The organism is Marinobacter nitratireducens (assembly GCF_000708045.1).
Lineage (GTDB): Bacteria > Pseudomonadota > Gammaproteobacteria > Pseudomonadales > Oleiphilaceae > Marinobacter > Marinobacter nitratireducens.
Map to the genome: position 1 here is coordinate 489,205 of NZ_ANIE01000003.1, position 25,703 is coordinate 514,907.

The 25,703-nt window shown below is 56.3% G+C and carries 26 protein-coding genes; 13 read left to right on the forward strand and 13 right to left on the reverse strand.

Annotated features, from left to right (window positions below; genetic code table 11):
- Genes D777_RS04100 through D777_RS04120 form a run of 5 tightly spaced genes read right to left on the reverse strand, consistent with a single transcriptional unit; the run spans position 1 to position 4,293 of the window.
- On the reverse strand, positions 1 to 783 hold the full coding sequence (locus tag D777_RS04100) for a DUF1365 domain-containing protein (RefSeq protein WP_036128960.1): 783 nt from the start codon (positions 781 to 783) through the stop codon (positions 1 to 3).
- Positions 784 to 785: 2 nt separating this feature from the next.
- Positions 786 to 2,051, reverse strand: a complete 1,266-nt coding sequence (locus tag D777_RS04105; protein WP_036128962.1) for an NAD(P)/FAD-dependent oxidoreductase — start codon at positions 2,049 to 2,051, stop codon at positions 786 to 788.
- Positions 2,052 to 2,069: 18 nt separating this feature from the next.
- Positions 2,070 to 2,849 (reverse strand): SDR family NAD(P)-dependent oxidoreductase, encoded by a 780-nt coding sequence (locus tag D777_RS04110; RefSeq protein ID WP_036128964.1) that lies wholly within the window; start codon positions 2,847 to 2,849, stop codon positions 2,070 to 2,072.
- The gene (locus D777_RS04115; protein ID WP_036128967.1) at positions 2,846 to 3,313 is read right to left on the reverse strand and encodes a nuclear transport factor 2 family protein; all 468 of its coding nucleotides are present in this window, start codon (positions 3,311 to 3,313) and stop codon (positions 2,846 to 2,848) included. The genes D777_RS04110 and D777_RS04115 overlap by 4 nt, the downstream gene beginning before the upstream one ends.
- The gene (locus D777_RS04120; protein ID WP_051668934.1) at positions 3,310 to 4,293 is read right to left on the reverse strand and encodes an acyl-CoA desaturase; all 984 of its coding nucleotides are present in this window, start codon (positions 4,291 to 4,293) and stop codon (positions 3,310 to 3,312) included. The genes D777_RS04115 and D777_RS04120 overlap by 4 nt, the downstream gene beginning before the upstream one ends.
- Here D777_RS04120 and D777_RS04125 point away from each other — a divergent pair.
- Positions 4,292 to 5,308 (forward strand): NAD(P)/FAD-dependent oxidoreductase, encoded by a 1,017-nt coding sequence (locus D777_RS04125; RefSeq protein WP_036128968.1) that lies wholly within the window; start codon positions 4,292 to 4,294, stop codon positions 5,306 to 5,308. The two genes, D777_RS04120 and D777_RS04125, sit on opposite strands and share 2 nt — an antisense overlap.
- A gap of 6 nt (positions 5,309 to 5,314) precedes the next feature.
- Here D777_RS04125 and D777_RS04130 read toward each other — a convergent pair whose 3' ends face one another.
- Positions 5,315 to 6,799 carry an HD domain-containing protein gene (locus D777_RS04130; protein ID WP_036128970.1) on the reverse strand — a complete coding sequence of 495 codons (1,485 nt, stop codon included), beginning with the start codon at positions 6,797 to 6,799 and terminating at the stop codon, positions 5,315 to 5,317.
- Positions 6,800 to 6,913: 114 nt separating this feature from the next.
- Between D777_RS04130 and D777_RS04135 the strand changes: the two genes are divergently transcribed.
- From D777_RS04135 to D777_RS04165, 7 genes are all read left to right on the forward strand, one after another.
- The gene (locus D777_RS04135; protein ID WP_036128972.1) at positions 6,914 to 8,122 is read left to right on the forward strand and encodes a PP2C family protein-serine/threonine phosphatase; all 1,209 of its coding nucleotides are present in this window, start codon (positions 6,914 to 6,916) and stop codon (positions 8,120 to 8,122) included.
- 13 nt (positions 8,123 to 8,135) lie between these two features.
- Positions 8,136 to 8,627, forward strand: coding sequence for an STAS domain-containing protein (locus D777_RS04140; protein ID WP_036129590.1), 492 nt, complete (start codon positions 8,136 to 8,138; stop codon positions 8,625 to 8,627).
- Positions 8,628 to 8,696: 69 nt separating this feature from the next.
- On the forward strand, positions 8,697 to 9,764 hold the full coding sequence (locus D777_RS04145; protein ID WP_036128974.1) for an NAD(P)H-dependent glycerol-3-phosphate dehydrogenase: 1,068 nt from the start codon (positions 8,697 to 8,699) through the stop codon (positions 9,762 to 9,764).
- Positions 9,765 to 9,784: 20 nt separating this feature from the next.
- Positions 9,785 to 10,234: a SixA phosphatase family protein gene (locus D777_RS04150; protein ID WP_036128976.1), complete on the forward strand. Its 450-nt coding sequence runs from the start codon at positions 9,785 to 9,787 to the stop codon at positions 10,232 to 10,234.
- A 42-nt stretch (positions 10,235 to 10,276) separates the two neighbouring features.
- Entirely contained in the window at positions 10,277 to 11,173 is an 897-nt protein-coding gene (locus tag D777_RS04155) for a radical SAM protein (protein WP_036128977.1), read from the forward strand.
- A 22-nt stretch (positions 11,174 to 11,195) separates the two neighbouring features.
- Positions 11,196 to 11,765 carry a DUF1285 domain-containing protein gene (locus D777_RS04160; protein ID WP_036128979.1) on the forward strand — a complete coding sequence of 190 codons (570 nt, stop codon included), beginning with the start codon at positions 11,196 to 11,198 and terminating at the stop codon, positions 11,763 to 11,765.
- 201 nt (positions 11,766 to 11,966) lie between these two features.
- Positions 11,967 to 12,428 carry an FKBP-type peptidyl-prolyl cis-trans isomerase gene (locus D777_RS04165; protein ID WP_036128981.1) on the forward strand — a complete coding sequence of 154 codons (462 nt, stop codon included), beginning with the start codon at positions 11,967 to 11,969 and terminating at the stop codon, positions 12,426 to 12,428.
- A gap of 120 nt (positions 12,429 to 12,548) precedes the next feature.
- Here D777_RS04165 and D777_RS04170 read toward each other — a convergent pair whose 3' ends face one another.
- Complete coding sequence (locus D777_RS04170) at positions 12,549 to 14,201, reverse strand: electron transfer flavoprotein-ubiquinone oxidoreductase (protein WP_036129591.1); 1,653 nt, start codon at positions 14,199 to 14,201, stop codon at positions 12,549 to 12,551.
- A 420-nt stretch (positions 14,202 to 14,621) separates the two neighbouring features.
- Here D777_RS04170 and D777_RS04175 point away from each other — a divergent pair, with 420 nt between their 5' ends.
- The 3 genes from D777_RS04175 to D777_RS04185 all read left to right on the forward strand — a co-directional run bounded on the left by D777_RS04175 (position 14,622) and on the right by D777_RS04185 (position 17,223).
- The gene (locus D777_RS04175) at positions 14,622 to 15,371 is read left to right on the forward strand and encodes an electron transfer flavoprotein subunit beta/FixA family protein (protein ID WP_036128983.1); all 750 of its coding nucleotides are present in this window, start codon (positions 14,622 to 14,624) and stop codon (positions 15,369 to 15,371) included.
- Positions 15,372 to 16,310 (forward strand): electron transfer flavoprotein subunit alpha/FixB family protein, encoded by a 939-nt coding sequence (locus tag D777_RS04180; RefSeq protein WP_036128984.1) that lies wholly within the window; start codon positions 15,372 to 15,374, stop codon positions 16,308 to 16,310.
- 73 nt (positions 16,311 to 16,383) lie between these two features.
- On the forward strand, positions 16,384 to 17,223 hold the full coding sequence (locus tag D777_RS04185; RefSeq protein ID WP_036128985.1) for a putative RNA methyltransferase: 840 nt from the start codon (positions 16,384 to 16,386) through the stop codon (positions 17,221 to 17,223).
- 7 nt (positions 17,224 to 17,230) lie between these two features.
- Here the strand turns inward: D777_RS04185 and D777_RS04190 are convergent, their stop codons facing one another.
- Together D777_RS04190 and D777_RS04195 are read right to left on the reverse strand one after the other, a co-directional pair.
- Positions 17,231 to 17,704, reverse strand: a complete 474-nt coding sequence (locus D777_RS04190; RefSeq protein WP_036128986.1) for a hypothetical protein — start codon at positions 17,702 to 17,704, stop codon at positions 17,231 to 17,233.
- 12 nt (positions 17,705 to 17,716) lie between these two features.
- Positions 17,717 to 18,046 carry a hypothetical protein gene (locus D777_RS04195; protein ID WP_036128988.1) on the reverse strand — a complete coding sequence of 110 codons (330 nt, stop codon included), beginning with the start codon at positions 18,044 to 18,046 and terminating at the stop codon, positions 17,717 to 17,719.
- A gap of 216 nt (positions 18,047 to 18,262) precedes the next feature.
- Between D777_RS04195 and D777_RS04200 the strand changes: the two genes are divergently transcribed.
- Together D777_RS04200 and D777_RS04205 are read left to right on the forward strand one after the other, a co-directional pair.
- Complete coding sequence (locus tag D777_RS04200; protein ID WP_051668935.1) at positions 18,263 to 18,706, forward strand: hypothetical protein; 444 nt, start codon at positions 18,263 to 18,265, stop codon at positions 18,704 to 18,706.
- Positions 18,703 to 19,938, forward strand: coding sequence for a saccharopine dehydrogenase family protein (locus D777_RS04205; RefSeq protein WP_036128990.1), 1,236 nt, complete (start codon positions 18,703 to 18,705; stop codon positions 19,936 to 19,938). Before D777_RS04200 ends, D777_RS04205 begins: the two co-directional genes overlap by 4 nt.
- A gap of 8 nt (positions 19,939 to 19,946) precedes the next feature.
- On the opposite strand, the gene cydC is transcribed toward D777_RS04205, so the two are convergent.
- The 4 genes from cydC to D777_RS04225 are packed head-to-tail and all read right to left on the reverse strand — an operon-like array spanning position 19,947 to position 25,682.
- Complete coding sequence (gene cydC / locus D777_RS04210; protein WP_036128992.1) at positions 19,947 to 21,563, reverse strand: thiol reductant ABC exporter subunit CydC; 1,617 nt, start codon at positions 21,561 to 21,563, stop codon at positions 19,947 to 19,949.
- Positions 21,556 to 23,232, reverse strand: a complete 1,677-nt coding sequence (gene cydD / locus D777_RS04215; protein WP_036128995.1) for a thiol reductant ABC exporter subunit CydD — start codon at positions 23,230 to 23,232, stop codon at positions 21,556 to 21,558. Before cydD ends, cydC begins: the two co-directional genes overlap by 8 nt.
- On the reverse strand, positions 23,233 to 24,234 hold the full coding sequence (gene cydB, locus D777_RS04220) for a cytochrome d ubiquinol oxidase subunit II (protein WP_036128997.1): 1,002 nt from the start codon (positions 24,232 to 24,234) through the stop codon (positions 23,233 to 23,235).
- Between the two features lie 2 nt (positions 24,235 to 24,236).
- Positions 24,237 to 25,682, reverse strand: a complete 1,446-nt coding sequence (locus D777_RS04225; protein WP_036128999.1) for a cytochrome ubiquinol oxidase subunit I — start codon at positions 25,680 to 25,682, stop codon at positions 24,237 to 24,239.
- Positions 25,683 to 25,703: the final 21 nt, after the last annotated feature.

Below are 25,703 nucleotides of genomic sequence, written 5' to 3' on the forward strand. Positions count from 1 at the left end.
TTACCTTTCCAGTTTGTCCGGGTGCGTGTAAAACGGCGCGCCCTTGAGCTTTAGCCTGAGTGCATTCCAGTAGATACCTGCCGTCACTTTTATCGCTTCGATGGGAAAGCGACGCAGGCTTCGATGTAGAACAGTACGAGTCAGTGGGGTTCTTTGGACCACTAGCGTGGAATCAAACTGCTTCTGGTACTGTTCGAGTACGTTCATGTGGATTCTCAGTTCGTCACCGCGAAAGCTGAATACCCACTGGTAGGTCTGATCCATGCCGTTGAAGGGCGAAACATGGAACTGCTTTTTGAAGGTAAATCGTTCCGTTCGCCATCCCGAGCCGTTCGCCAGCCCGCCTTTCGGCTGCAGGCAATACACATGGCGCTCTTTCCAGGGGGTGTTGGTGATCTGGGCCAGAATGACCCGGGGAACAGCCCCCTGAAGTGGATCGTCTCCGGCCTCATAGCAAAAATAGAAACTGACCGGGTTAAACACGTAACCAAAGTATCGGGGATGGGTGATCAATTCGATGGGGCCATCCGGAACCCATCCCGTGGCCTCACGGACATAGTCCGATACCGCGTCCCTGAGACTCCCATCGGCGGGGTTCAGATAGTCCGCGCGCTTTAGCCCCAGCCAGTTAAAACGCTCCAAAGAGAACAGGGGGCTGAGCCCAGTGACCGAGTTCCACTCATTCAGGTTGAGAGCAAGCATTCCCGTGCCGTACTGGAACTGATGGTTGATGGGGGACAGCCGCCGGTGCCGGATTGTGCCCTCCAGCCATTGGCTTCGCATGGTCAAAGCTCCACACCGAACGCCTCGGTGACCCGCAGCGCACTTTTCACGCCGTCTTCATGGAAGCCGTTGAACCAGTAGGCACCGCAATAGTGCGTCCGGTTACGATTTCCGATTTCGTGGTAGCGGTTCTGGGCGGCGACGGCGTCGAGCGTGAACACCGGATGGGAGTAGTCAAAACGCTTGATGATCCGGTCCGGAGAGATGTCGGAGGTCCTGTTCAAGGTGACGCAGAAGGTCTCCGGTGCATCGTCAAAATTCTGGAGAATGTTCATGTTGTAGGTGACCGAGACCGGTTCGGTGCGGTGGGTCGGGATGAAATAGTTCCAGGCCGCCCAGGCACGGCGGGTGGAAGGCAGGACCCGGGCATCGGTGTGCAGTACCACCTCGTTACTCTGAAACCCGATGGCCCCAAGGATCTGTTGTTCCTGCTTGGTGGGGTCCGCAAGCATTTTAAGCGCCTGATCGCTGTGACAGGCCATAACCACCTGATCGAAACGGTGTTCCTTGCCCTGGACCCGGAGTGTTACGCCGTTTTCGTCACGGGTGACGCTGTCTACCGGACAGTTGAGGTGTGTTCTCTCGCCAAGGCGTTCCATCATGCGCTCAACGTAGCGAGCGGAGCCTCCGGTTATAACCCGCCAGGTCGGTCGATCATCCACTGATAACATGCCGTGGTTATTGAAAAACTGCAGGAAAAAGCGAATAGGGAACTGTTCCAGGACTATCTCGGGGGCAGACCAGATTGCAGCGCCCATGGGTACGATGTAGTAGTTTCGAAAATACCGGGAATAGTCGTTGCGGTTGAGGTATTCACCGAGTGTTTCCGAGTCATTGATATTTCCCGCCTCCAGATCCGCACGGGTTTCCCGGTTGAATCGGAGTATCTCCCGGATCATTCGCAGAAACGGCAGGTTGAGCAGGTTCCTGCGTTGGGCAAACAGAGTATTCAGGCTCGTGCCGTTGTATTGAAGGCCCGTATTCTGGCAGTCAACGCTGAAGCTCATATCGCTGACTTCCGACTCGACCCCCAGACGCTCCATGAGGCGAATGAAGTTGGGGTAGGTCCAGTCATTGAATACGATGAAACCGGTATTTACCGGCCAGGTGCGTCCACCCAGTTCCACTTGCTCGGTATTGGTGTGTCCGCCGGCATAGTCATTCGCTTCGAAAATGTCTACATCGTGGTGTTCAGCAAGCAGCCAGGCTGCGGTGAGGCCCGACACTCCTGCTCCTATCACGGCAATGCGCTGACGTTCTTCGTTCATTCAATCAGATCCTGGTGTTTAATTGTTTTGCCTGGTCATGCTTGCGGCCATGCGGTCCACCAGGGGGCGTGGAAGCCCACCCAGAAACCGGATCAACCAGGTGAACCGCTTCGGAAATGCTATGTCGCTGGCCCCTTTCATCACACCGCTAACAATCCGCTCGGCCGCTTCTTTGGGCTCTATCAGAAAGGGCATGGGAAAGTCGTTCCGGTCGGTCAGCGGTGTTTTCACAAACCCCGGGGAGACGACAACGACATCGATACCTTCATGGGCGAGATCCGCGCGAAGCGCGTGGGCAAAGTAGGTAAGAGCCGCTTTCGAAGCCCCATACCCTTCCGCACGGCCAAACGGAAACCACCAGGCTGATGAGCTGATGATGACGATGGTGGCAGGTTCGCCCCTTGAGCGCGCCTTCCTGAGTAACGGCAGCGCGATGTCGAGGCTCCGGGCCGTTCCCACCACGTTGGTCTGGATGTTTCGCTCAATGACATCGCTGTCGTACGCCGCCACGTCCAGATACTCGCAGGTGCCGGCATTCAATATCGCCATGTTCAGGTGCCCGAGCGATTGCAACTCAGTCCGAACGTTGCTCAGGGAGTGCTTGTCAGTGGTATCACCCGGGCACACGTGGATCCGGTTTGGCGCCAGTGCTTGCAGCTTCTTGAGCGGTTCTTCCCGTCGGCCGGTCAGGGCCAGGCTATGCCCCTGGGAAGCGAGCGTGTGCACAAGTGACTCGCCGATGCCGGAGCCGGCACCTGTGACCCAGATATTGGATGGTTGAGAAAGGCGGGCACTCATCCTGCGTATCCTTTAACCCAGCGAACGACACGGCCAACGACTGGGAGGTTTTCATAAAGAAGCTGCCCGGCATCGAAGAAGTCCCGGTGATAAACCACACGCCCTTGATCGATTTTCAGTTGGCTGATGCCGTCCACCTGAATTTCCCGGCCTGCACGGATCCGCTTGTGGCGAAGCGTCATAACCCATGGGATGGCCGCGTAGGGGCCGTTCACAATCGCATCGCCGAATTCGAATCGGCAACTGATGGCATTGGCGTAAGCATGGGCGAAGTAATGGGTCAGTTCATCCAGTCCAGTTGCGCCCCCGAGAGGGTCTTTGAACTCTATGTTCTCACCGTAAACCTCGGGCAGGCGGTTGAGGTTGCCTCTGTCGAGCTCGTTAAACAGTTTTCGGAACCGCTCCAGCGTCGCTGGCACAGCGGATTCGAATGAGCCGATTTCTATGTTGGAGGCAGTAGTCATGAGCGTTTCCTCCTCAGACTGTCCAGCGTTTCGGTTTCCTTCTGGATATGCTCGGGTATTGGATTCAGGTCCCAGATGATGCCGAGTTTTGACATTAACCAGAGTCCGTACCAGGTAACATCAATCTCATACCATCGAAAACCCTGGCGGACCGACTGCGGCCAGCGGTGGTGGTTGTTGTGCCATCCTTCGCCAAGAGTGAGAAGCGCGAGCCAGAAATTATTCCTGCTGTCATCGTCAGTATCAAAACGGCGCTTTCCCCAGACGTGAGCAAGGGAGTTGATCGAAACCGTGGCGTGGAACAGGGCAACCGTGGAAATAAAGAAGCCCCACACCAGCAATTGAAGGCCGTTGGTTTCGAGACCGGGAGCCCATGCTGCAAGTGCTTCGCCAAGGCCGTATATGCCGACCGCAGCAAGGGCTGGCACCATCGAATCAAAGCGATTAATCAGTCGCAGTTCCGGGAACTTGAGCCAATCTCGGACACGTCGCTCGTCGGTAATAAATCCGGCGTCGCAAGTAAACCAGCCGGCGTGTGACCACCAGAACCCGCCCTGATGGGGGGAGTGCAGATCCAGCTCATGGTCCGAGTATTGATGATGATGGCGGTGATGGGCCGCCCACCAGAGAGGACCCCGCTGAGCGGAACTTGCGCCCAGCAAGGCGAAAAGGAACTGGGCAATGCGGCTTGTCTTGAAGGTTTTATGGGCAAAGTAACGGTGATAAAACCCTGTAATGGCAAACATCCGCACCAGGAAGAAGCCCACGGCGAACCAGGCAGCGAACGCGCTAACACCAGTGAAAATCGCAAGGAAACACGCAAGGTGAAGAGCGATAAAGGGGAGCACGCGTATAATGTTGAACGATCGGGAATGCGCGTCAATGTGATCCGATCCCGCGTTGGAGTCGAACCACCTCAGAATGTTTGTCAGCAAGTATTGCACGTTGTTACCACTCATTTTGGATACAAGATAGATCATGCCCGATAAAAGTCATCACTCGCATATACGTCGAATCGCCGTTATTGGTTCAGGACTTTCAGGATTAACCAGTGCAATTCTGCTTCGCCAAAAAGGCCACCAGGTTACTGTTTTTGAAAAGAGTCGTGGACCGGGCGGGAGGTTGGCCTCGAAGCGCGTGCCGGATAGTTCGGCAGATGTTGGAGCCCAGTATTTTACGGCCAGGAACCCGGAGTTCTTGCCCTTCCTGCGGCGCTATGCGGGCGCCGAGAGCTTCGCGCTCTGGCACGGAAAACTGGGGTTCCGGGACGCGGGCGGTGACTGGTCTGACTTCCCGGATGATGCCCGATACGTCGGTGTCCCAAGGATGACGGCGATCAGCCGCCAACTGTCGGCCCATGTGGATCTTGTGACGGAAACGCGAATAGAGCAACTGATTTGTGACAACGGCTCCTGGTGCCTGATTGACACCAGTGGACATCGTTACAACGGGTTTGATCAGGTCCTGATAACCGCCCCGCCGGCTCAGACCCAGGATCTGCTCAAGGCCAGCGGTCTTGACCCCATCGCCGAGTCGCTCAATGAGCCGGTAGAGGCCGTTTTGCCGTGTTGGGCGGTAGCCGCACGCTTCGACGAATCGCCCTGGGATCACTTTGAGGGCGCGAGAGTGGAGCATCCGGTGCTTTACTGGATAGGTAATAACTCCAGCAAGCCGGGCAGGCATGATGACGGGCAATGGTGGGTACTGCATGCGGGCGCAGAGTGGACCACTGCGAACGTGGACCGTACGCCCGAAGACGTTGCGGACGTTCTCCTCGAAGCCTTTAGCGAATTGACAGGGTACCGAGGCAGCCCATCAGACGTGGTAACCCACCGCTGGCTCTACGCCCGCTCCGAAGGCGACTGGCAGCCTGGACATCTGTGGTATCCGGACGATGGTATCGGTATTGCCGGAGACTGGCTGGCGGGCGGCCGAGTCGAAGGCGCCTTTAACAGCGCGTTCGACCTTGTGACTGCCATCGACGGAGAGCACTGACCCTATCTATTCGCTGAGACGCTCCGAAGTCTGAGTGGTGACTTCGGGTCGGACATAAAAATGGGTGATGGTGCCGTCACCGAATTTGCTAAAGAAGGCACTGATCTCCGTAATCTTGTGAAGAGCGCGGGTGCGATCAATCGGGTTGCGGGTCAGCACCTTGATGCCGTTGAAGTTTTCCTGGATTTTCGAAAACCGTGCCCGCATGGAGCAGGTGACCACCGTATCCGGGTCGAGATTGAGTTCGTTGGCGAGCCAGGCACAGTGCCGATCGATGGCTTTGCGGGACAGATCCTCCCGGGTGTCGAGGTGCTGTAACTTCACCCGATTGACAATGCAGAATGAGAAACTGCGAGGGTTCTTCCGCGCAACTTTCCGGAAGGCTTCCCAGAAAAAGTTATCTGTAAGTTCAGCGAACCAGCGCATATCACTCAGGCAGGTGTCGACCCATTCAAAGCTATCCGGATCATCCAGCACCTCGTTGATTGCCTCCCGCAGTAGCCAGTCAAAACCAAGCGCCGTTTTGTGGGCATACACCTTGCGGTACATCTGATGGCGGCTGTAGACGAAGTCTTCCAATGCGCCCAGCCCCTTCTGGGTGATGGCGAGTCCCAGCCAGGGTTCGTGTACGTCCCAGCCGAAGCGGAGGTTGCTGACCAGGTGGTCCAGGTTGAAACCGCCGATGGTGACCGATGAATGGAATCCGTCGCGAAGCATGTAATCCGCCCGATCGGCATCAATTTCGCCGGACACGATGGAGGACAGCAGGTCCATAACCAGTCTGGGAATGTTGTCGTTGATCAACGCTCCAGCGGCGGCTTCCTCGCCGGCGATAAACCCCCAGAAGGTGCGGGCATGCCGGCAAAAGGCCTCGCTTGGGTCAACGTCAGTGGTTTCCATGATGCCGACGATGTCTTTTGCACACAGCCCGGCGCTCTCCAGATCGATGGAAGAGAGCACTTCATGAGCCACACGAACCGAGTAGTGTTCATGTTCCAGTTCATCCGGTTCTTCACGGTGATAAACCGAATAATCGACTCCGGCCCACAAATCCCGGAACCGCTCCGGCCGGGACATCAGTTCCCGAATGCGTCTGGCCTGGGTGAACTGGTGGGAAAAGCTCGAATGGCCGCTGTCGTGTAAAAGGCATCCAAGTCGAATCGTTTTGGCGAGATAATCGATCGAATCGAGTTGGCTCAGGCTGAGATCGGTCTGCTCACTGAGCTTTCGCTCCCTTAGATACGCATCAATCATGGCCCGGAACATGCGGGTACCAACGTGCATCACGCCGATGCTGTGCAGGAAGCGGGAGTGGGTGGCGCCGGGGAAGACCAGGCTGAGGATGTCGTTCTGACAGATATTGCGCAGGCGCTGAAACAGAGGGTGATCAATCACCTGGATCTCATGCCGGTACAGGGGGATTCCACCGTGAACCGGATCCATGATCAGCTTGTCATAGGCTCCAAGCAGGTCGTTAACGGCACTCCGCATCGTTACGATTCTCCCAAATTCACCAAACTGGCCTTGTTATATCACAGGGGCGTGCCAGAATAGGCTTAAACATGGCAATTTTTCTTTTATCGCTGGTAGTTTAGGGCAGTAGCAATGACTTCGCGCACCGAGCGCATTCTTATTATTGATGCCGATGAAAAGGCTCGAACCGATCTGTCCCGATATCTGGAAGCCAGGGGCTTCTACGTGACCGGCTACAGCGATCTTTCCGCCGCCAGAGCATTGTTTGACGATAACATTCCCGATGTCATCTTTGCAGACCTGCCACCGGCGGCCATTCGGGACCTCGATACCCGCCTGGAAGAGGCTGAGACCTTTACGCCGATCGTCGCCTGTTATTCCACCGAATCCAGTGCCGATGTCGTCAACGCACTCCGGGCCGGGGCTGCAGATGTGGTTCTCAAACCCTGTAGTGACGATAAGGGAGCTCTCGATGATGTCATCGAGAAGTTGTTTGACCGGGTACGGGTGAATCGTCTTAACCAGCTTTACCGCCAGGAACTGGAAGAAGCCAACAGGGACCTCAGGGACGGTATTTCGGAGCTGCGGGCGGACCAGAGAGCCGGACGCAAGGTTCAGCTGCGGATGCTGCCAGACCGGGAGCAGGAATTCGCGGGGATACACGTTGACCACCTGATCAAACCGTCGCTCTATCTGAGTGGCGATTTCCTGGACTATTTCCCGATATCAAAGGACGAAGTGCTGGTTTACATCGCGGATGTATCCGGCCACGGCGCAAGCTCCGCGTTTGTGACAGTACTGCTCAAGAACCTGACCAACCGGCTGCAGCGCAATCTCAGGCGCGAATCCTCTGACGATATTCTTTATCCCGAACGGTTCCTCGAAAGAATCAATTCCGAATTACTCGACACCGGCCTTGGCAAGCACGTGACGGTATTTGTTGGCATCATATCGATTGAGAAGCGCACGCTGCGCTACGCCGTCGGTGCCCATTTTCCGATGCCCATTTTGTCGTTCGAGGGCGGGGAAACGGCGTTTCTCGAGGGCAGTGGTCTTCCGGTTGGCCTCTTTGAACAACCTGAATGGGAAGTCTACGAAGTCGCCCTAGACAAGCCTTTCCGGCTAATTCTGTTCTCAGACGGTATCCTTGAGGTCATAAAGGCGAAAAGTCTCGATGAAAAGGAGGGCACACTACTTGAACTCGTATCCGGAGGTCGTCACACTATCGCATCTCTTAATGAAGCTCTGAATCTCGACGGGATCACAGAGTTACCTGACGATATCGCTATTGTATCGGTTACTGATACGATAAACGGAACAGACTTCACGTCGTCGAAATAGTGGCAGTGTGAACATGGTTGGCTATAAAATCCTGCAAGCTGAGAAACAGGGCATCTATGTCCTGAAGTTTATTGGGGAAATCCGGCTGAACCTGTGTTCGACGCTGGACAACCTGGTTGAGTCCATCACCCAGGATCCCAACTTCAAGACCGTGGTCATCGATCTTACCGAGACCGAGATCATCGACAGCACCACCCTCGGCTTGCTTGCCAAGATCGCCATGGCAGCCCAGAAACAGAGCCATTTCCTACCTACACTGATCTCCACGAACCCAGACATCACCCGCATCATTACCTCCATGGGCTTCGACAAGATATTCATCATTGTTCGTGAGCCAGCCTCCCGTATTGAAGAGCTTGAAGAAATTCCTGTGCTTAAAGCCAGTGAACAGCAGGTTCGTGACAAAGTACTGGACGCACATCGGGTTTTGATGGGGCTTAACAGCCGTAACCGGGAAGAATTCAAGAATCTGGTGCGTGCTCTGGAGTGCGAAGAAGCCGGCTGATTCCGCCGCCTTCGCCATGCCCCCGGAGCGTTCCGGATTCCCCGACCAGACAGACATAACGGGACAACTATGCCTGAAAATACAGCGTCTCAGGATAAAGAGACTCAGGAGCGGGTACACGACGTCACGGTACTTGGCGGTGGCAGTTTCGGAACTGCCATGGCAAAAGTACTGGGAGAAAATGGTCATCGTGTTCACTTCTGGATGCGTGACGAAGCACAGGTGAACGAAGTCCGGGATACCCGGATAAACAGCCGGTATATGCCAGGCATCAAGCTCGAAGGTGATATCCAGCCAACGTCAGACTTTGAAGACGCCATCGGAAAATCAGAAATCGTATTTGTTGCCATACCCAGCAAGGCATTCCGCGCGGTGATCCGTCAGCACAGCGATCAGTTCCGGGAGGGACAGATTGTTATCAGCCTGACCAAGGGGATTGAAGAGCATGGCTTCAAGCTGATGAGCGAGATCCTGCAGGAAGAGATACCACGGTGCCAGATTGGCGTGCTGAGTGGCCCGAACCTGGCGGCCGAGATCGTGAACCGGGATCTCACCGCGACGGTTATTGCGGCAAAAGACCCCGATGTAAGGCGTGCCGTACAAGACCTGCTGGGCTGCGAGTACTTCAGGGTATACGCCAACGTTGATATATACGGCGTTGAGCTCGCCGGGGCATTGAAAAACATCTATGCCATTGTTGCCGGCATGGCATCAGCGCTGGACATGGGTGAAAACGCCAAGGCGATGCTGATTACCCGGGGGCTGGCGGAAATGAGCCGGTTTGCGGTCAGCCTGGGCGCCAACCCGATGACCTTCATGGGTTTGGCGGGCGTCGGTGACCTTATCGCAACGTGCACCTCTTCCAAAAGCCGTAACTTCCGGGTCGGATATGCGGTCGGCAAGGGCAAGCAGCTTGATGATGCGGTGGCAGAACTCGGGCAGGTTGCCGAGGGTATCTACACCCTCAAGCTGGTTAAGGAAAAGTCCGAGGCCATCGGTATTTACATGCCTTTGGTACGCGGGTTGTACGAAATCCTCTACGGCTCCGCGTCCATCAACGCGGTCATCAACAGTCTGATGATGGCGGTTCAGAATTCCGACGTGGAATTCATACTCCCTCGAACCATCACGCAATAACGACCCCGGGGAGGTTGCCAGTGCATCTGATCATAATGCGTCACGGTGAAGCCGGCTGGCATACCCTTGACCAGGAGCGGGAACTGACTGAGGTAGGGCGGGCTCATACCGCGCAAACGGCGGCCAGGATTGCCGAGTCCCCCTGGCGCCCGGAAGTAATCTGGACGAGCCCGTATACCCGGGCTCGTCAGACCACAGGGATTGTGTCTGAAATACTGAATTGCCCCGTTGAAGAGAAGTCTTTCATCACGCCGGATGATGACCCCGGTGTGTGTCTGGATGCGCTGCTGGACAATCAGTCCACGCCGCTGATGATCATCTCCCATATGCCGCTTGTGGGCAGCTTGTCCACGTTGCTGGTGGATAGCCATCGCCGCGGCATACCGTTCATGACATCCCAGGCGGTGTTGCTGGAAATGCCGGTGGTCGGGCCGGGCTGTGCGGACTTGAAAGCGCAGTTTTTGCCCTGATCTGCATAGCAATGCCCCGTGTAGAATTTTTGAGAGTCAACGATGTACAGTTTTCCAATTGAGTATGTGGAGCCGGTGTTCCGGCCGCCCAGCGAGGCCAAATCGCTGATCCTGCCGGTCACCAATGGGTGTTCGTGGAACAAATGCACCTTTTGCGAAATGTACACCCAACCCCAGAAAAAGTTCCGGGCCAGAAAGCCCGAGGATATTCGTGCCGATATCGACAAGGCTGCGCGAAGCCTTGGTGGTGTGAGAAGAGTGTTTCTCGCCGATGGTGACGCCATGGTGTTGCCTACGCGCCGTCTGCTGGAGATTCTGGCTGACCTCAAGGCCGCATTCCCGGATCTCCAGCGGGTGTCCAGTTATTGCCTGCCCAGAAATCTGGCGAAGAAGACGGTCGAGGAGCTCGCTCAGCTTCGGGAGGCGGGGCTGCAGATTCTGTATGTCGGGATGGAGTCAGGTGACGATGAGATCCTGGCTCGCGTCAATAAAGGTGAGACCTGGGAATCCACACGATCCGCACTACTCAAAATCAAAGAGGCCGGCCTGACGAGCTCGGTGATGGTGCTGAACGGGCTTGGCGGTGAATCGCTGTCACGGCAGCACGCCATCAACACGGCGACACTCTGCAATGAGACTCAGCCGGACTACCTGTCCACGCTGGTGGTCAGCTTTCCGCAGGGAGAGGAGCGTTTCCGGGAAGGGTTTGGTGATGATTTTGTGCCGCTGTCCCAGGAAGGCCTGTTTGAGGAGATCCGCCTGTTCCTCGAACATCTTGAGCTGGATCGGACTATTTTTCGTAGCGACCATGCCTCCAACTACCTGGTGCTGAAAGGCACGCTCGGAAGAGACAAACAGAAGATGCTTGATCAGGTGAACCTCGCCATCACCAGCCCCGGGGCGGTGCCATTGCGTGCCGAGTGGATGCGGGGCCTTTAATCATGTTGAGCGGACCATCTCTATGACTCAGGATCCGGAAAAGCTTGCCTCCCAGTTGGAGAGCACCCGCCAGGCCAAAGGCCTGCCACCACTGGATAAATGGCATCCCGAATTATCGGGTGACATGGATCTGATTATCACTCGTGACGGCAAATGGCTGTTCAAAGGCAGCCCCATCGCCCGGGAAGAAATCGTTCGCCTGTTTTCCACCATTCTGAGGCGGGAAGACGATGGCGAGTACTATCTCGTAACGCCTGTTGAGAAATGGCGAATCCGGGTTGAAGACGCGCCGTTGCTCGCTCACACCCTGGAGGTGGCTGAGCCGGGACAGGGCACCCAGGTCGTCAGCGTAACCACCAATGTTGGAGAGACCCTTGAGGTTGGCGCCGAGCACCCGCTTGTCATCAGCACCTATCCCGATTCGGACGAGCCTCGACCGGTTGTCTATGTCCGTCATGGCGTGGAAGCCAGACTCGTTACCACCGCCTTTTACGATCTCGTGGAGCACGCCATCGAACGGGAAGATGATGGAAAGGTTGAAGTGGGCGTTGTGAGTCACGGAATTTTCTACAAAATCGGCGATGCCGGTTGAAAAACAACGGTACGCCCCCAAAACTCACGGTAGAAAGCACGCTCCTACACTTGTTAAACTGTGCTTTCAGACTTGTTATCGAGCCTGGCTCTCTAACGAGGCCCGGTGGTCGTTAGTCCCTCTGTGCAGTCTGGCTGTTCATGATCACTTTCGATTACCTAATTTAAATCAAACAGTCATTGCTACACGCAAGGAGAACACATGGCCCAACCTCGTGTTGTTACCATCCACTACACGCTCACTAACGACCAGGGTGAAGAACTCGATTCCTCCCGCGTAGAAGGCCGTGAGCCTCTGACTTACCTGGAAGGTGCACAGAACATTATCGGTGGTCTGGAAAGCGCTCTGAACGAGAAGAACTCTGGCGATCAGGTGAAGGTATCTGTTGAGCCTGCCGAGGGCTACGGCGAGAAAAACGAAGAGCTGATCCAGCCGGTTCCTCGCTCCGCGTTTGAAGGCGTAGACACCATCGAGCCGGGCATGCAGTTCCAGGCTCAGACTCCGGGCGGCCCCCAGATCGTTCGCGTTGTTGAAGTCAGTGACGAGACCGTCACCATCGACGCAAACCATCCGCTGGCCGGTGAAACTCTGCACTTCGACGTTGAAGTGGTAGAGACCCGCGAAGCAACTGACGAAGAGCAAGAGCACGGTCACGTGCACTAAGCTTTTTGGCAGTATCAAAAACGGCTCCTCGTGAGCCGTTTTTTTATGCCTGTATGAAAATTGGCAGACCCAAATAAAAAAACGGCCCCAATTGGGACCGTTTTTCTCGGAGCGCCGAACTTACATGTTCGGGTAGTTCGGGCCGCCGCCGCCTTCCGGTGTCACCCAGGTGATGTTTTGTGCAGGATCCTTGATGTCACAGGTCTTGCAGTGAACACAGTTCTGGGCGTTGATCTGGAACTTATTACCGCTTCCGTCGTCAGCTTCGACAACCTCATAGACACCAGCAGGGCAGTAGCGCTGCGCCGGCTCGTCATATTTCGGTAAATTTTCCTTCAGCGGGATGTCCGGATCAGTCAGCTTCAGGTGAATCGGCTGATCTTCCTCATGGTTGGTGTTGGAGATAAACACCGAGGACAGGCGATCGAAGGTCAGTGTGTTATCCGGCTTCGGATAGCTGATCTTCTTGCAGTCGGACGCCGGCTTCATGGTGGCGTAGTCCGGAGTGGTATCGTGGAAGGTAATCGGCAGGCTGCCGCGCAGAATGTTCTGCTCGAAGAACGCAACCGCACCACCAACGATGTTACCGAACTTGTGCATGGCCGGGCCAAAGTTACGCTCGGCGTAGAGTTCTTTGTACAGCCAGCTGTCTTCAAAGCGCTTCTGGAAGCTGGTGATTTCTTCACCGGACTTGCCTTCCTTCAGGGCTTCAAAGACGGCTTCGGCACCCAGCAGGCCAGACTTCATGGCGGTGTGGGATCCCTTGATCTTGGAGCTGTTCAGGGTTCCTGCGTCACAGCCAAGCAGCAGGCCGCCCGGGAAGCTCATCTTGGGCAGAGCGTTGTAACCGCCTTTTGCGATGGCACGTGCGCCGTAAGCTACGCGCTTGCCGCCTTCCAGATATTTTTTCACTTCCGGATGGTGCTTCAGGCGCTGAAATTCCTCGAACGGGCTAACGTGCGGGTTGCTGTAGGACAGGTCAGTGATGAGGCCGACATAGACCTGGCCATTTTCCAGGTGATACAGGAAGGAACCGCCGGTGGAACCGGACTCGTTCAGCGGCCAGCCGGTGGTGTGAACAACCAGGCCTGGCTCGTGTTTGGCCGGGTCGATATCCCACAGTTCTTTGATACCGATGCCGTAATGCTGCGGGTCCTTGCCTTCGTCCAGCTTGTAGTCGGCGATCAGGCGCTTGCCCAGGTGACCCCGGCAGCCTTCGGTAAACAGGGTGTACTTGGCACGGAGTTCCATACCCGGCATGTAACCGTCTTTCTCGGAACCGTCACGGGCAACGCCCATGTCACCGGTGATGATGCCTTTAACCTGACCATCTTCAACAATGGTCTCGGCGGCAGCGAAGCCCGGATAAACTTCCACGCCCAGTTGCTCGGCCTGCTCGGCGAGCCAGCGGCACAGGTTGCCGAGGCTGATAATGTAGTTGCCGTGGTTGTGCATGTTCTTGGGCACAAAGGCATTCGGAATCTTGGTGGCGTTTTCCTGGTTCTTAAGCAGGAAAATGTCGTCACGGGTGACCGGTGTATTCAGCGGTGCACCTTTTTCTTTCCAGTCCGGGAAAAGCTCGTTGAGGGCAGTGGGCTCAAATACGGTACCGGCGAGGATGTGCGCGCCGATTTCCGAGCCTTTCTCCACTACACAAACGGTGAGTTCTTCGCCAGCTTCCTGCGCCAACTGCATGACACGGCAAGCTGCTGACAGGCCCGCAGGGCCGCCGCCGACGATCAGAACATCAAATTCCATCGATTCGCGTTCCACGTTGGTCTCCTCAAACATCTTTCTAATGGGTATTTTCAGCCCGGAGGCACTTGTCACTGGGTCGTCATCATACCTGTAAAAATACCTACAGACGACCGCAAGAAGCCGATAACTCCGACTTTTATACTCAGGAAGGATACCGTATTTAATGTATCAAACAAACGTTTGTTTGAAATTTGGATTATCCTTTGGCATTGTACGTGTACACCGAAACATCGTGTGTTTTGAGTCGAAATCTAGTATCGTCTCACCGCCAATTTCAGTCAACACATGAAATTGGCCAGAAAAGCAGTTCTGGCGCGTCGCTTGAGGCTATTGATTCTGCTGACCGTTGCCTCCATCATTAGTGCGCACTGAATTTCGGCAGGCTCTGCGCGAGATCTGCAAGTCATAAACCCATCGTAGAAGAACGAGGAATCTATGAAGGTTCTGGTCGCTGTAAAACGAGTAATCGACTACAACGTGAAGGTGCGCGTCAAGCCGGACAACACCGGCGTTGATCTCGCCAACGTCAAGATGGCAATGAACCCTTTCTGTGAAATCGCGGTTGAAGAAGCGGTTCGCCTGAAAGAAAAGGGTGTTGCCAGTGAAATCGTGGTGGTTTCCATTGGTCCCAAGGCTGCTCAAGAGCAGATCCGTACCGCTCTGGCTCTGGGTGCTGACCGTGGTATCCACGTCGAGACAGACGAAGAGGTTCAGTCTCTCGAAGCGGCCAAGCTGCTGAAGTCTGTTGTCGAGAAAGAAGAGCCGAAGCTGGTTATTCTCGGCAAGCAGTCTATCGACTCTGACAACAACCAAACCGGCCAGATGCTGGCTGCGCTGTCCGGCATGGGTCAGGGCACATTCGCTTCCGAAGTGGTTGTTGAAGGCGACAAGGTTAATGTAACCCGTGAGGTTGATGGCGGTCTGATGACTGTAGCTCTGAACCTCCCGGCTGTGGTCACCACTGACCTGCGTCTGAACGAGCCGCGTTACGCTTCTCTGCCGAACATCATGAAGGCCAAGAAGAAGCCGCTCGACACGACCACCCCGGCTGATCTGGGTGTCGATATTGCTGCACGTCTGTCCACCCTGAAAGTGGAAGCTCCGGCTGCCCGTCAGGCAGGTGTGAAGGTAGCGGACGTTGCTGAGCTGGTCGATAAACTGAAGAACGAAGCGAAGGTGATCTAAATGAGCATCCTGGTAATTGCTGAACATGACAACAGCAGCCTGAAGCAGGCGACCCTGAGTGTTGTAGCGGCTGCCAAGGCCATCGGTGGCGACATCGACGTGCTGGTTGCGGGTGAGAACGTAGGCGCCGTCGCTGAAGCCGCTGCCAAAGCAGAAGGCGTGAACAAGGTTCTGGTTGCAGACAATGCTGCCTACGGCCACTTCCTGGCAGAAAATCTGTCTGAGCTGGTTGCCGAAGTGGGTAAGGGCTACAGCCACATTCTGGCTGCTGCCGGTACTACTGGTAAGGATTTCATGCCGCGCGCTGCTGCGCTGCTGGATGTTGCCCAGGTATCCGACATCATCCGCGTTGAGTCTGACGACACTTTCGTTCGTCCGATCTACGCCGGTAACGCCATCGCGACTGTGAAGTCCAGCGATAGCATCAAGGTGATCACCGTTCGTCCGACCGCATTCGACGCTGTTGCTGAAAGCGGTTCTGCGGCTGTTGAAGCCCTCGACACTGTTAAGGACGCTGGTCTGTCCACGTTCGTTGGCGAAGAGAAGGCCGAGTCTGATCGTCCGGATCTGGCTTCTGCCGGCATCGTTATCTCTGGTGGTCGCGGTATGCAGAACGGCGACAACTTCAAGATGCTGGAGCAGGTTGCTGACGTACTGGGCGCTGCGGTTGGCGCATCCCGTGCCGCTGTTGACGCTGGCTTCGTACCGAACGACATGCAGGTCGGTCAGACCGGTAAGATCGTTGCACCGCAACTGTACGTAGCGGTTGGTATCTCCGGTGCCATCCAGCACCTGGCAGGTATGTCTGACTCCAAAGTGATCGTCGCGATCAACAAGGACGAAGAAGCCCCGATCTTCCAGGTAGCCGATTACGGCCTGGTCGCGGATCTGTTTGAAGCAGTACCGCAACTGGAAGAAGAGCTGAAGAAAGTCGTCTGATTTTCTGTCATGCTTGAAAAAGGCACCTACGGGTGCCTTTTTTATTGTATTCAACAAAAGATCCGACGAGCCGATGACCATCTCCCCATTTCAATCTCTCGCCTGTCCACTGGACGGAACTCCGCTAACCCGATCAGACCGATCCTGGACCTGCTGTTCCGGCCACAGCTTTGACATTGCCCGGCAGGGCTACGTGCATTTGCTTCCCGTGCAGAAAAAGCGGTCGAAAGATCCGGGTGACAGTAAAGAAATGGTCGCCGCCAGGCAGCGATTCCTTAATACAGGTCATTACGGTCCGATTGCGGATGCGGTTAACAGGGCTGTTCTTGAGGGAAGCGAAGAAGGCGAGTTGGCCTGCCTCGATGCGGGATGCGGTGAGGGCTACTATCTGCGCAAACTGGCTGCGTCGATTCCGGTGTCGTTGGCGTTGTCCGCTCTGGGGCTGGATATCTCGAAGTGGGCAGTCCTGGCCGCAGCGAAACAGGAAAAGGGGGGCGGGTACGTTGTCGGCAGTAATGCGAACCTGCCGGTGCTTCCTGGTTCTGTCGATCGAGTGCTTTGCCTGTTTGGCTTTCCTGTCTATTCCGAGTTTCATCGAGTGCTCAGGCCCGGAGGTCGGGTCATTCAGGTCGATGCAGGGCCTGACCATCTGCGGGAGTTACGCGAAATCATTTACCCGGAACTGAAACCCACCCGGGACAGGGATCCTGCCGCGCCAGAAGGCTTTTCCGCTGTCAGCACCGAAGAGATTCGGTATGAGCTGGCACTGGATGGCCGAGACACCATTGGGGATCTTTTGGCGATGACACCACACCTCTATCGCGCGAGCGCGGAGGGCAGGGAAAAGGCCCAACGGCTTGAGAGCATCCGGGTAACGGTCAGCGCGCTGGTGCGGGTCTTAGAAAAGCTCTGAACCCGGGTCACTGACCGGGTTTGCCACCCGAACGTGGGCGCTTTGATGCGCTCTGTTTTTCGGATTTACCAATAATCAACGTATCCGCCAGGATATGGAGAGCCCGGTTGGTGGTCCGAACGGACCGGTAGATCTTCTGGCTGGTCTGATCGTGGGATTCCTTGGCCTTTTGGGCACTTCGCCGGAAATCCTCATCGTTCGAAAACATATCGATCAGGCCGAACGTGGTGTCCGTGATGGCCTTATGAACTTTTTCCACGGCTGTGGCACCGCCGGTAACGGAATCTTCCAGTAACTTGGCCCGGTTACGCACCTCAAGCACCTCCATCCGCCGTTTCTGGATGGCACTGTGTGCCGCTATGCGGTGAGAATTCAGAATCCTTAGCTGGCGCCGATTTTGTAGGTGTTGCCAGTAAACGGTCCCCGCCAGAGAAGCGCCGGCGACCAGAGCGATGAACGTAAAGATGGCCTGTATGTTCATGGAATAAGTCTCCTAGCGGTACTCGATCCCCATCTCGACTTCGATTTCCCGTTCGTAAAGCTCCTGTTCCAGTTCTTTCATCACTTCCTGGTAAACCATCTTGCGAACCATCACGGGAAGTCTGTCTGCCAGCATCCGCGCTGAACGGGATTCTCGTTTGGCCACAGAGATCGGATCCACGACCCTGAGCGTAAGCACCAGCTCGGGATCCTGTTCCGAACTGGCCAGGTCTTCACTATCCATCATATGGGCAATCAGCTTTTTCTGTTCCTGAAGCTGCCAAAAGAGAAACCCGGAAAAACCGACCAGAAGCAGGCTGAAAATCAAAAGAAATGTGATCAAGGGGTCATACCTCCGGAACAACACAGTTCATGCACTGAAGTGTGCCTGACCCGGCCGCTCAAACGATTGGCCCTGTCGACGACACATCGAGTCAATTCCTGAAAGTGGTCCAGGCTCGCAAAATTGGTAACATGCTTTGACGTTGACAGCCCGAGGGCACAGAATCCTCGAAGTAGTCTAGCCGGCCTGCTTCCTACTAAGATCAAGGACAAGGACATGAACTGGATCAAGGCATTTCTCGCGGGCTTTCTCGCTACGCTGTTCTTCCATCAGGGGTTATTCACCGTATTTTATCTGGCGGGCGCGGTGCCGGTTGCACCGTTCAACCTCACTGCCGTTCCCCCGTTCGGGGTGCCCGCTGTCGTTTCACTGGCGTTTTTCGGTGGCGTCTGGGGCATGGTTTTGTGGGCTCTAGCGGCTCGCTTTACAGACTGGAAATACTGGCTGACGAACATCATCGCTGGTGCCATCGGGCCAACGGCCGTCGCCATGATCATTGTGTTCCCGTTGAAGGATCTGGATGTTTCCAGCAAAACCTGGATCGGGGGCCTGATCCTGAACGGATTCTGGGGCTTTGGGGTCGGCATCTTTATGACGCTTTTCGGTGGACGCTCCACCGGCCAGAACGATTCAAATCAAGACAACAAGGATAGGACATGACTGATTCAGCCAATGAGACATACGATCTGGTCGTCTTCGGCGCTACCAGTTTTGTCGGGCAGATTCTCACGCGTTATCTGTTCGAGACCTATGGGACCGATAAAGACGTTCGGTGGGCCATCGCCGGACGCTCCGACAAGAAGCTGCAAACGCTCAAAAACGAACTCGGTGCGAAGGATCTGCCTGTGATTCTGGCGGATGCCTCCGATGAGCCGGCCCTGCAGGCAATGTGTGAACAGACCCGGGTGGTTATCTCCACCGTTGGTCCCTACGCGCTCTATGGTGAGCCACTGATCCAGGCCTGTGTGCGAGTGGGCACGGATTACTGCGATCTCACTGGCGAAGTGCAGTGGATCCGGCGCATGATTCAGCGCTATGAAGAAGAGGCAAAGTCCTCCGGTGCGCGCATCGTTCACTGTTGCGGGTTTGATTCCATTCCTTCAGACATGGGCGTCTGGTTCCTGCAGCAGCAGGCTGAACAGACGTTTGGCATCACCTGTCAGGATGTGCGCATGCGCGTCAAGGTTGCCAAGGGCGAGTTCTCAGGTGGTACGGTCGCTTCAATGATTAATGTTGCCAAGGAAGCGTCAGCCGACCCTGCGTTGCGCAAGGAGCTGGCCAATCCGTTTTCGATTTGCCCACCCGAGCATCGCTCCAAAACCCGTCAGCCGAGCCTCAAATCCGCAGAACATGACCGCACGTTCGATGTCTGGCTGGCACCGTTTGTGATGGGCGCCATCAATACCCGGGTGGTTCATCGTTCCAATGCCCTGCAACAGGCACGGTATGGCCAGGAATTCACTTACGATGAAGCGATGATGACAGGGCGTGGCGTGAAAGGTCGTCTGGCCGCAACCGCCATTACCGGTGCGCTCGGGGCGTTTTTTGTCGCGTCCGCCATCAAGCCGACGCGCTGGCTGGTCGAAAAGTTTGTGCCTCAGCCGGGCGAGGGCCCAAGCCCGGAAGCACAGAAAAGCGGTTTTTATGACCTTCGGTTTGTCGGTCGCACCGGGGATGGAAAAACCATCATTACCAAGGTTACCGGTGATCAGGACCCGGGCTACGGGTCCACAGGGAAGATGCTGGGCGAGGCCGGACTTTGCCTCGCATTCGACATCCCGAAAGACGTACCGGGAGGCTTCTGGACACCGGCATCACTGCTCGATGGCAGTCTGCTGGATCGCCTGACCAGTAAGGCCGGTTTGACATTTGAGGTGGTCGAAACCCGCTAAATCTGGAATCACGGCGCCAGGTGAATCAAGTGCTGAACGCCGGGCAGGGCATCACTGGTGTGGGCGAACCCAATCATGGTTCGCCCCTCCAGCCAGGGTGTCATGCGTTCACTGATACGGCTCGCCGTTTTCTGATCAACACCGGTGAAGGGTTCATCCAGCAACAAGAGCGGTGCCGGATTAATCAACACCCTTGCCAGCGCGATTCGGCGGGCTTCGCCACCGGACAATCGGCTTCCCGAACTTCCCAGCCAGGTATCGAGCTGTTCTGGGGTTTCCGCAAAGCGCCCCGCCAGATCGAGCGCTTCGAGCACACGCCACAAATCCGTGTCGTTCGCGCCCGGATTCCCAATCAACAGATTCGCCCGTAGCGTGTCATCAAAAATCACGGTTTGTTGGGTCAGATAACAGCATGATGCAGCAGATAGTTCGCCGTGACTCGGTGTGATAAGCCCTGCAAACGCATCCGCCAGAGTCGACTTCCCGCTCCCCGAATGCCCAATAATCCCCAGCCGGTCTCCGGTTGATACCTGAAGGCTGAAGTGGGTGAGAATTGGCGGTAAATGCTCATGGCGAAGGCTGATATCGCTGGCCAGGAGTGCGGTACTTTCAGGGAGCGAAGAGGCATGCTTTTCGGGGCGATGCAGCTCTGTGCTCGTTAGGTTATTGAGGCGTGCTGCTGACGCCTGAGTGGCCCCGAGGCGACCGAATGCATCCGGAAGCATGCCATATACCTCGCCAAGACCCAGCAATACGATGGGCATCATCACGAGAACCGGCCCGGAGATCAGTTGGTGCTGATAGATTGCGAGCCCAAAGCCGAGTGCAGCAACGGCCGACAGGTTAATGAGCAGCCCGGAAACGGCCTGATGCCAGCCCGCGCGCCGGTCTGATCGGGCCTGGTCCGTATTGGCTTCAAGTCCTTGTCTCAGGAGGCGACTGGCATGTTTGCCGGTTCGTCCGGCAGCGGTGAGCTCGGCGAAGCCCTCCAGATGCTCGATAACGTCGCTCCTCAAGTGTTCAATTCGGTCACTTTGACGCCCGGCAAGCTGGCGTGTTCGCCAGTACGTGCCCACGGTGGAGAGAAGAAACGCGCTGGCCAAAGGAACCGCAAGCCAGGCCGCCGGGCCGACCCCGAATACCAGCGCCGAGCCGAGTAATACGAGCAGGGTTACCGCCAGCGCCAGTGCCGTGGGTGCAATCACCCGCAGGTATACCGTATCCAGTGCGTCCACGTCTGACGTCAGGCGGGAAAGCCATTGAGCACCGGTCAGGCCCGATCGGTTCAACCTGGGTGCCAGGGCAAGCCGTTCAAACAAGGCCACCCGGATATCGGTCAATAACCGAAGCACCGTATCGTGGTTGTAGACCCGCTCAAGATAACGCGTGACGGTTCGTGCCACCGCGAAGAACCGGATACCGCCACCCGGAGTATAGAGATTGATGGTGGCCTGGATTCCAGCAGCCAGCAGCAGGCCCACGAGGGCGGTTTCCGTAATAAACCAGCCAGAGAGCGCCAATAGTCCGATTCCAGACAGCAAGGTGAGCAGAATCAGGACGGCACCCAGCACAAGCCGTTTGGGCCGACGGAAAATCAGACGAAGCCAGGGAATCAGCTCACGCATCCCGAACCTCCCCGTCAGCAACGAGCAGAACGCGATCTGCCAGGGCCAGCAGTGCCTGGTGATGGGTTGAAAAGATCAGTGTCCGACCGGTTTCAGTCAGCTTATGCAATGCCTCAATCACGTACAGCTCGCTGTCGGTATCCAGGCCTGCGGTGGGTTCGTCCAGGAGAACAAGCGAATAATCGGAAACGAAGATCCGCGCCAGGCTCAGCCGCCGTGCTTGTCCACCTGACAGCCCCTGGCCATCCTCGGAGACCAGACTGTGTATTCCTTCGGGGCGAGCATCAATCAAGGCGCCCAGACCCACTTCCCGGATCGCATTCTCGATCGCAACGTCGGTGGCAGCAGGCGTCGTCAACCGAAGGTTATCTGCCCACGACCCATGAACCAGAAAGCCCCGTTGGCTCAGCCATCCAAACCGCACTGAGCCGGGTGCGTCGCCAAACACTGAGATCGACCCGCTATCCGGTGCAACAAACCCGGCCAGAAGGTGAAGCAGAGAACTCTTGCCGCTGCCGGACGGGCCGCTGAGGGCCACGCATTCACCTTGACGGATGGTCAGGTCGATATGACGGAATATCGGTACGCCATTTTCGTAGGACAGGCTGATATCACGCAGTGAAATTGCCTGCTCACCCGACGATTCCTTTATCGAAGAGGGGATAGGCCCATGGGGATGCCCGGAACGTAAACGAGCCAGAACTTCCGTACCGGCACCAAGGGCGGCGGCACGGTCGTGATAATGTTGGGACAGGGTTCGCAATGGCTGGAAGAACTCGGGCGCGAGCAACAGAATCAGCAAGCCTGAATAGAGGGTGAGCCCGTCAGATGGCCCATAACTGATGTACCCCAGCAGCCCGAAACCGATGTAGATCGCAACCACCGCAATGGCAACCGAGGCAAAGAACTCGAGCACAGCGGAAGAGAGAAACGCCACTTTCAGCGTCTTCATGGTGATGCGCCGGTAGTGGTCCGAACGCGCCTGAATCGTGGCATTTGCCTGCTCGGTCTGCCCGAACAGCTGGAGGGTGGTGATACCGCGAACCTTATCCAGGAATTGACCAGACAACCGGCTCACGGTTTCAAAGTGCTGTTGGTTCACCTTTTCGGCGCCCATCCCTACAAGGGCCATGAACAGCGGGATCAGCGGGGCGGAAAGCAACAGAAAAATTCCGGCCAGCCAGTCCAGCCAGAACACCACCACAAGGATCATCAGCGGAACAAACACCGACAGCATCATCTGCGGCAGAAAGCGGGCAAAATACCCGTGCAGGGCTTCGATATGGTCGATCCACTCCCGTGCCAGCGCTCCTGCCGAATAATGCCCGATGTCGATGGGCCCCATGGCCTGCCAGTGGTCACTCAACTGCCGCCGGGCATCTCTGCGCACCTGCTCGCTGCAGCGGGCGGCAAAACGCGTCTGCATTCCCTGGGCCAGCGCACGGACCACAATGGCCGCCACTAACCCAAGGAATAACGGGAGCAGGCCCTGCAGCGGTACTTCGTCAATGACACCCAGATGAACAATCCGCGCCAGCAGTGCCATCTGAACGATGGTGGCCATGCCGGCAACGACGCCCGAAACAATGGCGCCGTTAATCCAGCGTTGGCTTTCCTTGGCGAGGGCTTTCAGCCACTGGCTGACTTCCCGCTGCTCCGGGGGTGCCACTTAGTGGTAACCCTCACCGGCGCGTACCTTGCCCCGGAACACCCAATAGGTCCAGGCGGTATACACCAGCACAATCGGGATCACGAACAGCAAGCCAAGCAAAAGGAAGAGTTGCGACTCATAGGCTGAGGCCGCCTCCCAGAGGGTGTATTCCGGGGGAACCACGTAAGGCCAGCGGCTGACGATCAGGCCAAGGTAGGTGGTGACAAACAGTCCCATGGTGGCCACGAATGGCATGCCCTCAAACCGGTTGCGTACCGACCGGAAAATCTGGAACGCGCACAGCAGGGTCAGTACCGGTAGCACCCAGATGATGCTGAGATTCGAGAACCAGCGCTCGCGAACGAGATCGTCCACAAACGGCGTCCAGACACTGATCAGACCAAAAATGATCAGTACGGCAGCCAACAGGGGCAGGGTGATTTTATAAGCCCATTCCTGAAGGCGTCCGTCGGTTTTCAGGATCAGCCAGGTAGAGCCCAGCAGGGAGTACCCGGCGAGCATGCCGAGGCCCGTGAGCACGGTAAAGGGGGTCAGCCAGTCCAGCGCACCACCCACGTAGACGCCATTGGCCGTCTCAAAGCCCTGAATGTAGGCACCGACCACCGCACCCTGAGCAAACGACGCAATGGTGGAGCCACCCGCAAACGCCCAATTCCAGAGATACCGCGAGGTGCGGGCCTTGAACCGGAATTCAAACGCCACACCCCGGAAAATCAGGCCCGCCAGGAGCAGGAACACACCGATGTACAGCGCCGGCAGGAAGATGGAATACACCATCGGGAAAGCGGCAAGCAGCCCGGCACCGCCGAGAACCAGCCAGGTTTCATTGCCATCCCAGATGGGAGCCACCGTATTCATCATGGTATCCCGCGCCTCTTCATTGGGGGCAAACGGGAAAAGAATGCCAACGCCCAGGTCAAACCCGTCCATCAGCACATACATGATGACACCGAAGCCGATGATAAAGGCCCAGATGAGGGGGAGATCAAACAGTTCCATAATCAGTTTCCTCCCTGGTTAGCAGGCTTAACGAGAGCACTGTCGATTTGGTCATCGTGCTCGATCTCGAACGGAACATGAGCCGCAGAGAAAGGACGCATCGGGCGCTCGGCTTCGTGTTCGTCTTCGTCGTGGCGATCTTCAAGGCCAACGTAAAGAACCCGCATCAGGTAATAGACCCCGGCGGTGAACACCAGTGCATAGACAACCACATAACCGATCAAGGTAAAGAGCGCCATGCCGCCGGTCAGGGACGGAGTAACCGCCGAGGCCTGATCCATGATGCCGTAGACGAGCCACGGCGCGCGGCCGATCTCGGTCACAAACCAGCCGCTCAGCACTGCGAGGAAGGGGGAAATGCTCATAAATCGCAGCCCCTGCAGATACCACGTCGATTTGTAATAGCGCCCTCCGGCTCGCAGGAACAGGCCAGCAACCGCAAACAGAATCATCAACACACCCAGCCCGACCATCACGCGGAACGACCAGAACACGATGGCCACCGGCGGTTGTTCCGCCACGGGTACGTCCTTCAGACCGGGTACCACACCGTCCCATTTATGGGTGAGGATCATGCTCGCCAGGCTCGGAATACCGATCTCATAGAGGTTTTCCTGGTTTTCCTGATCCGGAATCGCAAACAGCAGCAACGGAACATGAGACGACGTCTCCCAGTTACCCTCCATGGCAGCTACCTTCGTGGGCTGGTGTTCCAGGGTATTCAGACCATGGAAATCACCCACAACCAGCTGTGCAGGGGCGATGAAGAGCAGCAGCCAAAGGCACATCGAAAGCGCCTTGCGGTTCGCTTCCACTTCTCGACCTCGGAGCAGATACCAGGCGCTGACACCGGCCACGACAAAACTTCCAGTGAGGAAAGAGGCCAGGGCCATATGCATGAAACGGTAGGGGAAAGACGGGTTGAAGATTGCTTCACTCCAGGAGGTTACATGAAACACGCCGTCACGAAGCTCAAAGCCGGCAGGCGTTTGCATCCAACTGTTCGCAGAAAGAATCCAGAAGGATGAAATGAATGTGCCGGTAGCGACCATGATCGCCGCAAACAGATGCAGTCCCGGTGGCACCTTGTCTCGACCGAATAGCAACACGCCGAGGAATGCGGCCTCCAGGAAGAAGGCGGTGATCACCTCATAGCTGAGTATCGGCCCAAGAAAGTTGGCGCTGGCCTGGGCGAAGTTGCTCCAGTTGGTGCCAAACTGGAACGACATGACAATGCCGGAGACGACACCCATCCCGAAAACGACGGCAAACACCTTGGTCCAGAAACCGGATAGCTTGGTCCATACCGGATTCTCGGTTTTGTAGGCCAGGCCTTCAAGAACCGCGATGTAGGAAGCGAGGCCGATGGTAAACACCGGAAAAATGGCGTGAAATGACACCACAAACGCGAACTGCATTCGCGATAGGATGAGAGGATCTAGTTCCATGGGAACCCTCCGGTAGCGCAC